Genomic DNA, 12,373 nt, shown 5'->3' on the forward strand with positions numbered 1-12,373 from the left:
CCTGTATCTGTTCAGCTTTCCGAAACCCTGTTTAAACGCGCTACAGCACTTCCTGCTGGCCTCCCGCGCGCTTTCCAGCTATCCCCTTCACAACGCTGTAGAAACGCTCCTGATAGCGTCAGAAGGCTTTTTACCACTGCTGACCAGCACCGGCATGCCGGAACGCCTTTTTAGTGCCGCCTCAACCATTTCACTATCGTTTTCGTCGCTATGGATAAACTGCTTAACCTGCGCCGGCAGCGTAATCGGCATGGTTTGCGGATCGTCCTGCTCGCGGTGCGAAAGCGGCTGATGAACCTCTATATAGCGTTTGCCGTCAGGCTCCACCGCATATTTCACGGGCTGATTAATGATCTGTACGCGCGTGTTTTCAGGGACGCTGTTAAACAGGCTTTCGATATCATCCGGCCGCAGGCGTATACAGCCGGAACTGACGCGCATGCCGATGCCGAAATCCGCATTGGTGCCGTGGATCAGGTAGTGGCCTTTGCCGTACGCCAGACGCAGCGCAAACAGCCCCATAGGATTATCCGGCCCGGCCGGTACGGTAATCGGTAAGGTTTTGCCTTCTGCCGCATAGCGCTTGCGGATATTAGGCGTGGGCGTCCAGGTAGGATTGGGGATTTTCTGGCTGATGCGGGTTACCATCGGTGGCGTATTCGCGCCCAGCTGGCCGATGCCGATGGGGTAAACCACTACTTTGTTTTCGCCTTTTGGATAGTAGTAGAGCCGCATCTCGGCAACGTTCACCACTATTCCCTCTCTTTTTGTATCCGGCAGCAGCATTTGCGTGGGTATAACCAGCTGAGAACCCGCCTTCGGCAGCCAGGGATCGGTGCCAGGATTCGCTTCCAGCATGCTTAACAGGCCAGTCTGAAAGCGTGCGGCAATGCTTTCCAGCGGGCGTCCATCGTGCGGCACGGTATAAAGCTGGTTTTCGCCCGTCAGGCGGCTGTCAGCGGCAGGAAGCGGATAGTCGGTGGCGCGGGCAGAGGCCAGTGAAAGGAAAAACAGCAAAGAGGCAAACAGAGGGGTTTTCATCGACGTTTCTCATCAGGGGGTAATACTTCCCGTCTCGCTGACGGGAAGCCTGTCGAGAAGCGGAACAGCTTAGCCGGAAACGCTGGCCTGTGCTTTCTGACGGATAGCGCGGATCATCGCTTCAAGTCCCTGCGAGCGCGACGGCGTAAGATGCTGGGTCAGCGCCAGTTCAGCAAACCACGGGCGCACGTCAAAGTCCAGAATTTCTGCCGGCGTCATTTGCTGATAAAGCACAAACACCACTGCGATCAGCCCTTTCACAATAGCGGCATCGCTGTCGCCCTGAAGCACTACGCGGCCGCTGTCATCCAGGTTCATCACGATCCAGACCTGGCTTTGACAGCCGGAGATGGTGTTTTCCGGCTGATGCAGCGACTCGGGCAGCGCGGGCAGCTTTGCGCCCAGCTCAATCACATACAGATACTTTTCTTCCCAGTTGGCGCAGCGGGAAAAGTTACGTACCAGTCTCTCTTTATCTGGCATTGTCGCCATGCAATTCTCCTTTGCCAGCGGCTTAGCCGCCCAGCAGCATGTGTATACGCGTCAGGCCTGCCGCAAGGCGATCGACCTCTTCTTCGCTATTATACAGGACAAAAGAAGCACGACACATTGCCGGTACGCCATAGTGGTGCATCAGCGGCATAGCGCAGTGATGACCAGTACGAATAGCGATGCCGTAGCGATCGAGGAAGCTGCCCACGTCATAGGCATGATGCTGTCCCAGATTGAAAGCGATAACGCCTGCACGCTCCTGAGGGCCATAAATAACCAGATCGGGCACGGCTGCCAGCTTGTCCAGCGCGTAACGCATCAGCGTCTTCTCGCGTTGGGCAATGGCTTCCAGCCCCAGCTCTTCAACCCAGGCCAACGCCGCACCCAGACCGATGATGCCACCGGTATTAGGCGAACCCGCTTCGAAGCGCCACGGCGCTGCGGCATAGGTGGTGCCCTCGGTGAGGCTGACGGTAGCGATCATCGAGCCGCCCCCTTCCCACGGCGGCATCCGATCCAGCATTGCCTTACGGCCATACAGGATACCGATACCGGATGGGCCATAAATTTTATGGCCGGAGAAGAGGTAAAAGTCGCAGTCCAGATCCTGCACGTCGACTTTTTCGTGCATTACCGCCTGCGCGCCGTCAATCAGCGTCGCGACGCCTGCGGCTTTTGCCTGGGCTACCAGCTCTTTAACCGGGTTAACCGTACCTAGCACGTTGGAAACGTGCGTAACGGCCAGCATGCGCGTACGTTCATCCATCAGCGCTGGCAGCGTTGTCAGATCCAGCTCGCCATTCGCCGTCAGCGGAATAAAACGCACTTCTGCGCCGGTACGCTCGGCAATCATCTGCCATGGCACGATATTGGCGTGGTGTTCCATCTCGGTGATGAGGATGTTGTCGCCGGGCTGCAGCTGGCTACCGCCCCAGCTGCTGGCCACGAGGTTAATCCCCTCGGTGGTACCCTTAACAAACACGATCTCTTCCGGCGAGGCGGCGTTAAGAAAACGCGCGGCGCTGGCGCGCACGTTTTCCATTTCCGTCGTCGCTTCGGCGCTCAGCGTATGGATGCCGCGATGCACCGCCGCATAACCATGCTCGTAGAAACGGCTTTCGGCATCAATAACCGCCTGCGGCTTCTGTGCGCTGGCGGCGCTGTCAAGATAGGCCAGCGGCTGGCCATTCACTTCTCGCGCCAGTACGGGAAAAGCTGCCCTGACGCGCGTCAGGTCAAAACTCATTTAATGCCTCCGGGAAAGCGCTGGGCGATACGCTGCATCACCGCTTCCTTCAGTACTTCATCCGTGATGGCCTCGGTCAGCTCTGCGGCGAAAGCGTAGATAATCATGCGCTGGGCAGACTCTTCGCTAATGCCGCGAGCGCGCAGATAGAACATCTGTTCGTCATCAATACGACCAATAGTCGCACCGTGGCTGCACTTCACGTCGTCCGCATAAATTTCCAGCTGCGGCTTGGTATCCACCTCTGCCAGACGGCCTAACAGCAGGTTGTTGTTGGTCATCTGCCCGTCGGTTTTCAGCGCGTGCTTAGCCACTTTGATATGGCCGTTAAACACCGCGCGCGCTTTATCACGTACGATGGTTTTATGCAGCTGGCGGCTCTGGCAATAACCTTTGTTGTGCTCCAGATAAGTACGGCTGTCGCACACTTCTTTTTCTACTGGCAGCATCAGGCTGTTAATCGACAGATCGCTCCCCTCGCCGTTCAGCTGCACGCTGGTGTTATGGCGTGCCAGACCGCTACCCAGCAGGAAGCTATGGCTCGCCACGCGCGCATCACGCTCAATCACCAGATCGTTATGCGAGAAGTGGTTGCTGCTGGCGTGCTCAAAGCCCAGTTTGTAGTGCGTCAGCTGCGCGTTGTTGCCAACGGTAGCGGTAAAGCGAGCGCCGGTAAAATGCGCGCTGTCGTTCAGGCTAACGTAATGCTCAATAATGGTCGCTTCTGCGCCGTCATCCAGCTGCAGATGGTGGCGATAATGCGAGGTGTTCATCTCTTCCTGCGCGCTACCGCTGCTGATATGCAGCAGATAGACGGCGCGAGCGGCGGACTTGCCGCGCGCCAGATGAATGGTGGTCAACTCTTCCGCCAGGCTTTCCGTCAGGTGCAGGAATACCTCTGGCTGTACCGGCGCGTTAAGCTCACGGCGTCCGGCGGCCTTTGTCACCTGAATATCAAACAGATCCCAGCTGCTGTCGCTGAGCTGCGCGTTGAAGCGCCCGTCGACAAAGACCAGCTTAATGGCGTCGATATTCAGCGCCAGCGCGGCCACGTCTGCGGCCGTCAGCGTAGCGGACGTCGGCAGCACGAAGTTGTGCGCCAGCAGGCTGTCCAGCGGCGTATATTTCCAGTTCTCATGCTTGCGCGTCGGCAGACCTAAGCGCAGCACCTGCTGCCAGTGTTGCTGAGCCTGCAGGGAACGCTGCTCGCCCTGGGTCTCGAACAGGTGATGCCACTGCTGCAGGGCGTTTTCACTACTCCTGTTCGGTAAGCCAGCCATAGCCTTGCTCCTCCAGTTGTTTCACCAGCGAGAAGTCGCCTGACTTGACGATCTTGCCCTGATACAGCACGTGCACGAAATCGGGCTTGATGTAGTCCAGGATGCGCTGGTAGTGGGTAACGATAATAAAGGCGCGTTTGCCGTCGCGCAGCGTGTTAACGCCGTTAGAGACGATTTTCAGCGCATCGATATCCAGTCCGGAGTCGGTTTCATCCAGAATGCAAAGTTCAGGTTCCAGCGCCGCCATCTGCAGAATGTCGTTACGCTTCTTCTCACCGCCGGAGAAGCCGACGTTTACGGAACGGGTCAGCAAATCTTCCGGCATTTTCAGCAGGTGAATTTTGTCTTCGATAAAGTCCTGGAAGTCGAAACGGTCCAGCGACTCCTGGTCACGGTATTTACGCACCGCGTTGACGGCGGTTTGCAGGAAAAACTGGTTGCTGACGCCAGGGATTTCTACCGGATACTGGAAGGCCATAAAGATGCCTTCGCCCGCACGATCTTCCGGAGAAAGCTCCAGCAGATCTTTCCCCTTAAAGGCAACGGAGCCGCCGGTGATTTCATACTCTTCACGGCCAGCCAGCGTGGCGGAAAGCGTACTCTTACCGGAACCGTTCGGGCCCATAATCGCATGCACTTCGCCTGGCTTCACTTCCAGATTCAACCCGCGCAGGATCTCTTTATCTTCGATACTTACCTGTAAATCTTTGATGCTTAACATAATGTTTCCTGGGCAATACCTGTCTGCATTGCGCAAAATGAGTAAGCAGCGGGGATCAGCCCACGCTGTGTTCTAAGCTTATCGCCAGCAGTTTTTGCGCTTCCACCGCAAACTCCAGCGGCAGCTCGGAGAAGACGTCCTTACAAAAGCCGTTAACGATCATTGAGATAGCGTCATCCTCGCTGATACCACGCTGCAGGCAGTAGAACAGCTGATCTTCGCCAATTCTTGAGGTCGTAGCTTCGTGCTCCAGCTGCGCGGTATTGTTGCGCGCTTCCACGTACGGGAAGGTATGCGCGCCGCACTCGGCGCCAATCAGCATGGAGTCGCACTGGGTAAAGTTACGGGCGTTGGTCGCCGTTGGCATAATCTTCACCAGGCCGCGATAGGTGTTCTGGCTTTTACCCGCCGAAATCCCCTTGGAGATAATGGTGGATTTGGTGTTTTTACCAATGTGGATCATCTTGGTGCCGGTATCGGCCTGCTGATGACCGCTGGTCAGCGCCACGGAGAAAAACTCGCCCACGGAGTTGTCGCCACGCAGGATCACGCTTGGATATTTCCAGGTAATCGCCGAACCGGTTTCAGACTGCGTCCATGACATCTTGCTGTTTTCGCCTTCACACAGCGCGCGCTTGGTCACGAAGTTCAGGATGCCGCCTTCCGACTCGCCGCCGGAGAACCAGTTCTGTACCGTAGAATATTTTACTTCCGCGTCTTTGTGGATGATGACTTCCACCACGGCCGCGTGCAGCTGATAGCTGTCGCGCACTGGCGCGGAACAACCTTCGATGTAGCTGACGTAGCTGCCTTCATCGGCAATCAGAATGGTGCGCTCGAACTGGCCGGTTTTTGCCGCGTTGATACGGAAATAGGTCGACAGCTCCATCGGGCAACGCACGCCTTTAGGGATGTAAACAAAGGTCCCGTCCGAGGCGACAGCCGAATTCAGCGCGGCAAAGAAGTTATCATTCGCAGGCACGACGCTGCCCAGATACTGTTTTACCAGCTCCGGATGTTCGTGGATCGCTTCGCCAAACGAGCAGAAAATGATGCCCTGCTCTGCCAGCTTGCCGCGATAGGTCGTGGAAACCGATACCGAGTCAAAAATCGCATCGACCGCCACTTCCTGACCCTCGCGAACCGGCACGCCCAGCTGTTTGAAGGCGTTTTCCACTTCTTCCGTCAGATAGTTTGGTGCTTCTGCGCCGGAGGTCTGCTGTGCGCCAGGCTCGGAAGCGCAGCTGTCGTCGCAGCTGCCGCAGGATGGCGCCGAGTAGTAACTGTAATCCTGATAGTTCAGTGACTTATAGTTAGCTTTCAGCCAGTGTGGCTCTTCCATTTCCAGCCAGGCCGCAAAGGCCTTGAGGCGAAAATCAAGCATCCACTCCGGCTCATTGCGTTTAGCCGAGATCGCGCGCACCACATCTTCATTGATGCCGTGGGCGAACTCTTCGGTTTGCAGCTGAGTGAAGAATCCTTCCTTGTACTTCTGGCGGCTTCCTTCCCAGACCTGCACGTCGTCTGATGTATCAGTATTTCGGGACATAAAATTTACTCAACGCCAAAGCTCTCACCACAGCCACAGGCGTGTTGAGCTTTAGGATTATTAAATTTAAAAATCTGGTTCAGGCCTTCACGTACGAAATCCACTTCGGTTCCGTCGATAAAAGGCATAGCCTGCAGCGGCACGTAAAGATTTGCGCCGTTATGGGTAAACACTAAATCATCTGACGCAGGCTCTTTAATCAAATCCATGGTGTAACCGAATCCGGCGCAGCCGGACGTTTTCACGCCCAGCCGTAACCCCTTCACGTGCGGGTCACTGGCTGCCAGCGCAATGATCTGCTGTGCGGCACTGTCGGTTAGCGTCAGTCCTTTCCAGACGAAGTCGTCGGGAGAAAAAGAAGCGGTTGTTGCTGATGGCATAACATTACCTCGCGAGTCGGTAGCCCTGCGGGCTGATACCCCTATGTTAGTGATAATGATTGTCTCTTCAACCTCTTGTTTTGCAGGGATTAAGGCCAACCGGGTTTTTTCAGGCCTCTTTATTCAGTTTAGACCCTGTGAAGAGGTTTGCGATGTGCGTCGCGCCGTGATTTAACGAAATGGTAACACATTGAAAAGCAGCCAGTAAATATCAGCCGCGCTACGTTAATCAGGAATAATGCTTATTTTAACGCTTTCATCCTTAACGCGTATTGTTATTACCAATTTATTTAAGAGGCCGCATAAATCGATAAATTTTTTTTCGCTGATGTTGAATAATGCGCCAGTTATAATATGATAATGATTATCATTAGCGCGAACAGGACCCATCATGAAGCTGTCGATAAGCGCCTGGCTGCAGCATAAAATTGACGAATACCAGTTTTCCGTCCGCGATATCACCATCGATTATTATATGGCGCAGGCTAAACTCAACCGGTCCGACTGCTCGCTTGAGCAGTTGCGCAAATACAACGATACCTGCCTGGATATGGCAGAGCTTTGCCAGCTAAACGGCGACGACCAGAGCTATCTGCATGCCCTGGGCAGGCTGCATCAGCGTCTGCTGCAGGAATTGGGAAATAATCAGCGCGAACGCCTGTTCCGTATGCAAGCCTGGCAGCTGGCACGCCATACGCTTAGCCGTCTGTGCCATCAGCTGGCGCTGAGCGGCGAGTGGGAAAAGGCAACCCTGCTGCAAAGCGAATTTATGCGCCAGGCTTCATGGATTATGTGAAGGCTGACGCGCTGCAAAGCAAAACGCCACCAGTATACCCTGGTGGCGCTGTGATTTCTGCTGCGTCGTTTAGATCAGTTCCAGCAGCGCCTGTAGCGGATGACGCATGCCGTTGCCTTCTACCCTCTTCACCTGACTGCGGCAGGAGTAGCCGGTCGCCAGACAGCGCTGGCGCGGCAGCTTTTGCAGGGCGGTATGCCAGGAAAGCTCGTAGATACCCAGCGAGTTAGCCAGATTTTTTGCCTCGTGGCCATAGGTGCCCGCCATCCCGCAGCAGCCTACGCTCATGTTTTCCAGCCTGGCGCCGAAGCGAGCGAAGATAGCGGCCCACTGCTGGCTGGAAGCGGGCAGCGCGGTCACTTCCGTACAGTGTCCGAACAGATACCAGGCCTCGCCGCTTTGGGGCACCGCCTGCCTTTCCGGCAACGCCTTTTGCAGCCATTCATGCACCAGCTGCACGTGGAAATCGCCGCGATTATCGCCAAGAATTTCTTTGTATTCATCGCGATAACAAAGCACCAGTGCCGGATCGACGCCGACCATCGGCAGCTGTAGTTTGGCCACGCGATTTAAGAAATCCGCCGTCTTTTGCGCCGTTCTGGCGAAACGCTGCAAAAAGCCTTTGATGTGCTGCGCCTTGCCGTTTGGCGAGAAAGGCAACACTACCGGCTGGAAGCCCAGCTTCTCCACCAGCGCAACAAAATCGCTTACCAGCGAAGCCTCGTAATAGCTGGTGAACGGATCCTGGACAATCAGCACATGACTTGCGCGCTGTTCTGCGCCCATGGCTTCCAGCTGCTCCAGCGTGGTGGTAGTGGCCCGCTGCCCGGCCAGCTGGTTTTTCAGGCTGGGTGAAGAAAGCAGCGGCAGGTCGACCATGCCGATGTGATTTTTACTCAGCTCTCGTACCAGCGGCTGCCGCAGGAAGAAATTGAAAAATTTTGGCGCTTTCGCCATCAGCGGCGCATAGCTTTCCACGCTGGCAACCAGGTGATCGCTGGCGGGACGCAAATAGCGCGTATGGTAGAGCTGCAAAAAGCGAGAGCGGAAGCCGGGCACATCAATTTTAATCGGGCACTGCGTGGAGCACGCCTTGCAGGCCAGACAACCCGACATCGCCTCTTTTACCTCATGCGAGAAGTCATACTCGCCACGCCTGGCGTGCCAGCTGTTGCGGGTTCGCTCAATCATGCCGCGCAGGCTGACTTTCTGCGTCGGCAGGCTTCTTTCCAGCGCCAGCGGATCGACGCCCTGCTCCGCCAGTAGCCGCAGCCATTCACGCGTTAGCGTGGCGCGGCCTTTGGGCGAGTGAATGCGGTTGCCGGTAATTTTCATTGAGGGGCACATCGGGCTGCGTGCGTCAAAATTAAAGCAGAGACCGTTACCGTTACACTCCATTGCACCGCGCCAGTCGCTGCGCACGCTTATCGGGATCTGCCGGTCGAAAGTCCCGCGCTTGACCGCGTCGACTTTCATCATCGGTTCGTCGACGCCAAAAGGCGCGCAGATTTTGCCAGGATTCAGCCGGTTAGCGGGGTCGAAAGCGGCTTTGATGCGGCGCAAATCGTTGAACAGCTCTTCACCAAAAAAGGCCGGACTGTACTCCGCACGGAAGCCTTTCCCGTGTTCTCCCCACAGCAATCCGCCGTAGCGCGCCGTCAAGGCCACCACCTCGTCGGAAATTTGCTTCATCAACATTTCCTGCTGCGGATCGCACATATCCAGCGCTGGCCGCACATGCAGAACGCCAGCATCTACATGGCCAAACATGCCGTAGCTCAGGTTATGGCTATCCAGCAGCTGACGAAATTCAACGATATAGTCCGCCAGATGCTGCGGCGGTACGCAGGTATCCTCAACAAAAGGAATCGGCTTGGCGCGCCCTTTGGCATTTCCCAGCAGCCCTACGGCTTTTTTGCGCATCGCGTAGATGCGTTCAATGCCGCTAATATCGTCACACAGCTGATAGCCAATTACGCCTGCCTGCTGCTCCGCCATCAGCGTTTCCAGCCGCTGGCAAAGCGAGGCGACCTGCCCATCAATCAGCGCCCGGTCATCTCCGGCAAACTCCACGATATTCAGGCCGAGCATGTCACGATCCGGCACGTCGGTGATTAATTCGCTGACCGAGTGCCAGACGATATCTTCCCGCGCCAGGTTCAGCACTTTTGAATCGACGGTTTCCACCGACAGCGCCTGCGCTTCCACCATAAAAGGCGCGCTGCGCAGAGCGGAATCGAACGAGTCATATTTGATGTTGACCAGGCGGCGCACTTTAGGGATGGGCGTAATGTTTAACCGCGCTTCGGTGATAAAGGCCAGCGTGCCTTCTGCGCCACACAGCAGCCGGGTAAGATCGACCTGCTCCAGGTCGTCGCTAATAACGTGGCGCAAATCGTAACCGGTAAGAAAACGATTGAGCTCAGGGAACTTGTCGATAATCAGCTGGCGACGATCGCGGCAGCGTTCCAGCACCGTGCGGTAAATTTCCCCTTCCCGCGTCTGTTCTTTAGCCAGCGTCTCAGCCAGGGCAACCGGAACGGCGCGCGTATCCAGCATATCGCCGCCGATCAGCACGGCGCGCAATCCCAGAACGTGATCGGAAGTTTTCCCATAGACCAGCGAACCTTGCCCGGAGGCATCCGTATTGATCATGCCGCCAAGCGTGGCGCGGTTACTGGTTGAAAGCTCGGGGGAGAAAAAATAGCCAAGAGGTTTCAGCGCGGCGTTAAGCTGGTCTTTTATCACGCCGGCCTCGACTTTTACCCATCCCTGTTCAACATTGATCTCAAGAATGCGGTTCATGTAGCGGGACATATCCACCACGATACCCTGATTCAGCGACTGGCCGTTGGTGCCGGTGCCGCCACCGCGAGGCGTAAATATCAGGCTTTGATAGCGCTCTTCGCCTGCCAGCCTGGCGACCAGCGCCACGTCTGCCGTAGAACGTGGAAAGATAACCGCATCAGGTAACAGCTGATAGATGCTGTTGTCGGTGGACATGGTAAGGCGGTCGGCGTAGCTGGTGGCGGTATCGCCGGTAAAACCCTGTTGCTCTAACGTCTGCAAAAACTTCAGCACCAGTTGAACGAGGCCCGGCGCCTGAGAAATCTGTGGGATCATTATCTTGTAACCAGGTTGTGTTTGAAGGGTATCCTTTGCTCTTTGTCATGGTTTTATCACATTTTTTTGTCACCTGTCGCGATTTTAGGCAGGTGAAAAGAATAACGTGCCGTTTCCATTAAAAATGCGTTTAATACGTCAGGTTGAAAATGGTTGGCGCACTTCGCCACTATTCTCCGGTTGCTCATTTTATTGAGGTTAATGGCCATACATGAAGAACACGCAAAATGGATGGGATATGTTACAGGTTATCTTTTCTATCCTGTTTATTACCCTGCTTATCGTCGTCAGCCTGTGGGTGGTCCAGCCGTTTGTGCTGGGGTTTGCCTGGGCGAGCATGGTGGTGATCGCCACCTGGCCGCTGATGCTGAAAATTCAGGGCTGGCTGTGGGGGCGGCGCTCGCTGGCGGTTATCGTGATGACGCTGCTGCTGATGCTGCTGTTTGTTATCCCGATAGCCCTGCTGGTGAACAGCCTGATTGAAAACAGCGGCCCGCTGATCGCCTGGGCGACGTCCGGCCACCTGATGCTGCCGGAAATGCTCTGGCTGCACGATATTCCGCTGGTGGGCAGAAAGCTCTCTTCCGCCTATCGCCATCTGGTTGCCGGCGGCGGCGCAGCGATGATGACCAGCATTCAGCCTTATATCGGCCGCACCAGCGTCTTTCTGTTTGCCCAGGCCGGACACTTTGGCCGTTTTATGCTGCATTTGGGTTTAATGTTACTGTTCAGCGTGCTGCTCTACTGGCGTGGTGAACAGGTCGGTTTTGGCATCCGCCATTTCGCTTATCGTCTGGGCCATCGCCGTGGCGATGCCGTCGTGCTGCTTGCCGGTCAGGCGATCCGTGCCGTAGCGCTGGGCGTGGTGGTCACCGCTCTGGTCCAGGGCGTGCTTGGCGGTATCGGCCTGGCTATTTCCGGTATTCCTTATGCCACCGTCCTGACGGTAGTGATGATCCTTTCCTGCCTGGTACAGCTGGGGCCGCTGGTAGTGCTGGTTCCGGCCATTATCTGGCTTTACTGGAGCGGCGATAATACCTGGGCTACCGTGCTGCTGATATGGAGCTGCGTCGTAGGCACGCTGGATAGCGTCTTGCGGCCGATGCTGATCCGCATGGGTGCGGATTTGCCGATGATTCTGATCCTCTGTGGCGTGATTGGCGGGCTGGTGGCTTTTGGCATGATCGGCCTGTTTATCGGGCCGGTAGTGCTGGCGGTTTCTTATCGTCTGGTGTCTGTCTGGACGCATGAAGCGCCCGCTCCGCAGGAAGATCCCGAAGAGGTTGTTGAAGAACTTGCTGATATAGAACAGGAAAACTCAGCAAACTAATCTTTTTACGCGGTCAGTTAACCTGACCGCGTAATCCCGCCAAAAAATCCCTTTTGCGTGAAAGATGCCTTTGTTTAGCAACTTTTATCCTTTTCGCGCTGGCCGTCCCCTTTTCTCTCGTCCTTAAGAACAATTGATTAAGATAAATACACATATTCTGCATTACACCTGTTAACCGTCTCAAAAAATATTACCTCCCTTAAACTAATAAGAGGATTCTTAAAGACTCACTTCACGGCTGAGAATAGTATATCGGTTATGTTTAGCAGCAACGCGCTGATTTATAAACAACCTTTTCCCCTGAGTGACATAAAGAATTGCTGTGTGTAGTCTTTGCCCATCCCATGTGATGGGCTTTTTTTTATATGTACAAAAGCAAAAAGGCCGGATAAACCGGCCTTTTTATATAAGAACT

Annotated in this window: 10 protein-coding genes and 1 other RNA gene; 3 read left to right on the plus strand and 8 right to left on the minus strand. The window is 55.3% G+C overall.

The features are described 5' to 3' along the window. Positions 1–87 precede the first annotated feature (87 nt). The 7 genes from ACMGGR_RS11090 to sufA all read right to left on the minus strand — a co-directional run bounded on the left by ACMGGR_RS11090 (position 88) and on the right by sufA (position 6,709). A complete protein-coding gene (locus ACMGGR_RS11090) occupies positions 88–1,041 on the minus strand; it encodes a L,D-transpeptidase family protein (protein WP_414146854.1) in 954 nt (317 codons plus the stop codon). A 69-nt stretch (positions 1,042–1,110) separates the two neighbouring features. Continuing rightward, a complete protein-coding gene (gene sufE, locus ACMGGR_RS11095; protein WP_246759158.1) occupies positions 1,111–1,533 on the minus strand; it encodes a cysteine desulfuration protein SufE in 423 nt (140 codons plus the stop codon). A 22-nt stretch (positions 1,534–1,555) separates the two neighbouring features. Next, entirely contained in the window at positions 1,556–2,779 is a 1,224-nt protein-coding gene (gene sufS / locus ACMGGR_RS11100) for a cysteine desulfurase SufS (protein ID WP_414146855.1), read from the minus strand. Continuing rightward, positions 2,776–4,059, minus strand: a complete 1,284-nt coding sequence (gene sufD / locus ACMGGR_RS11105; protein WP_246759156.1) for a Fe-S cluster assembly protein SufD — start codon at positions 4,057–4,059, stop codon at positions 2,776–2,778. The genes sufS and sufD overlap by 4 nt, the downstream gene beginning before the upstream one ends. Then, a complete protein-coding gene (gene sufC, locus ACMGGR_RS11110; protein ID WP_246759154.1) occupies positions 4,034–4,780 on the minus strand; it encodes a Fe-S cluster assembly ATPase SufC in 747 nt (248 codons plus the stop codon). Before sufC ends, sufD begins: the two co-directional genes overlap by 26 nt. A gap of 55 nt (positions 4,781–4,835) precedes the next feature. Further along, on the minus strand, positions 4,836–6,329 hold the full coding sequence (gene sufB, locus ACMGGR_RS11115; protein WP_246759153.1) for a Fe-S cluster assembly protein SufB: 1,494 nt from the start codon (positions 6,327–6,329) through the stop codon (positions 4,836–4,838). Positions 6,330–6,334: 5 nt separating this feature from the next. After that, the gene (sufA, locus tag ACMGGR_RS11120) at positions 6,335–6,709 is read right to left on the minus strand and encodes a Fe-S cluster assembly scaffold SufA (RefSeq protein WP_246759152.1); all 375 of its coding nucleotides are present in this window, start codon (positions 6,707–6,709) and stop codon (positions 6,335–6,337) included. Between the two features lie 391 nt (positions 6,710–7,100). Between sufA and ACMGGR_RS11125 the strand changes: the two genes are divergently transcribed. Further along, the gene (locus tag ACMGGR_RS11125; RefSeq protein WP_414146856.1) at positions 7,101–7,505 is read left to right on the plus strand and encodes a hypothetical protein; all 405 of its coding nucleotides are present in this window, start codon (positions 7,101–7,103) and stop codon (positions 7,503–7,505) included. A gap of 69 nt (positions 7,506–7,574) precedes the next feature. On the opposite strand, the gene ACMGGR_RS11130 is transcribed toward ACMGGR_RS11125, so the two are convergent. Further along, a complete protein-coding gene (locus tag ACMGGR_RS11130) occupies positions 7,575–10,628 on the minus strand; it encodes an FAD-binding and (Fe-S)-binding domain-containing protein (protein ID WP_414146857.1) in 3,054 nt (1,017 codons plus the stop codon). A 211-nt stretch (positions 10,629–10,839) separates the two neighbouring features. Here ACMGGR_RS11130 and ydiK point away from each other — a divergent pair, with 211 nt between their 5' ends. Both ydiK and rprA read left to right on the plus strand, forming a co-directional pair. Continuing rightward, on the plus strand, positions 10,840–11,958 hold the full coding sequence (ydiK, locus tag ACMGGR_RS11135; protein WP_246759149.1) for an AI-2E family transporter YdiK: 1,119 nt from the start codon (positions 10,840–10,842) through the stop codon (positions 11,956–11,958). A gap of 252 nt (positions 11,959–12,210) precedes the next feature. Further along, positions 12,211–12,323, plus strand: an RNA gene (rprA, locus tag ACMGGR_RS11140) — antisense sRNA RprA. The last annotated feature ends 50 nt before the right edge of the window (positions 12,324–12,373 follow it).

The sequence above is a fragment of the Erwinia sp. BNK-24-b genome, assembly GCF_047456155.1.
Lineage (GTDB): Bacteria > Pseudomonadota > Gammaproteobacteria > Enterobacterales > Enterobacteriaceae > Erwinia > Erwinia phyllosphaerae.

Bases quoted from the DNA above. Each gene is read 5' to 3' on its own strand.
- ACMGGR_RS11090 (WP_414146854.1), bottom strand. From the start codon at position 1,041: ATGAAAACCCCTCTGTTTGCCTCTTTGCTGTTTTTCCTTTCACTGGCC.
- sufE (WP_246759158.1), bottom strand. From the start codon at position 1,533: ATGGCGACAATGCCAGATAAAGAGAGACTGGTACGTAACTTTTCCCGC.
- sufS (WP_414146855.1), bottom strand. From the start codon at position 2,779: ATGAGTTTTGACCTGACGCGCGTCAGGGCAGCTTTTCCCGTACTGGCG.
- sufD (WP_246759156.1), bottom strand. From the start codon at position 4,059: ATGGCTGGCTTACCGAACAGGAGTAGTGAAAACGCCCTGCAGCAGTGG.
- sufC (WP_246759154.1), bottom strand. From the start codon at position 4,780: ATGTTAAGCATCAAAGATTTACAGGTAAGTATCGAAGATAAAGAGATC.
- sufB (WP_246759153.1), bottom strand. From the start codon at position 6,329: ATGTCCCGAAATACTGATACATCAGACGACGTGCAGGTCTGGGAAGGA.
- sufA (WP_246759152.1), bottom strand. From the start codon at position 6,709: ATGCCATCAGCAACAACCGCTTCTTTTTCTCCCGACGACTTCGTCTGG.
- ACMGGR_RS11125 (WP_414146856.1), top strand. From the start codon at position 7,101: ATGAAGCTGTCGATAAGCGCCTGGCTGCAGCATAAAATTGACGAATAC.
- ACMGGR_RS11130 (WP_414146857.1), bottom strand. From the start codon at position 10,628: ATGATCCCACAGATTTCTCAGGCGCCGGGCCTCGTTCAACTGGTGCTG.
- ydiK (WP_246759149.1), top strand. From the start codon at position 10,840: ATGAAGAACACGCAAAATGGATGGGATATGTTACAGGTTATCTTTTCT.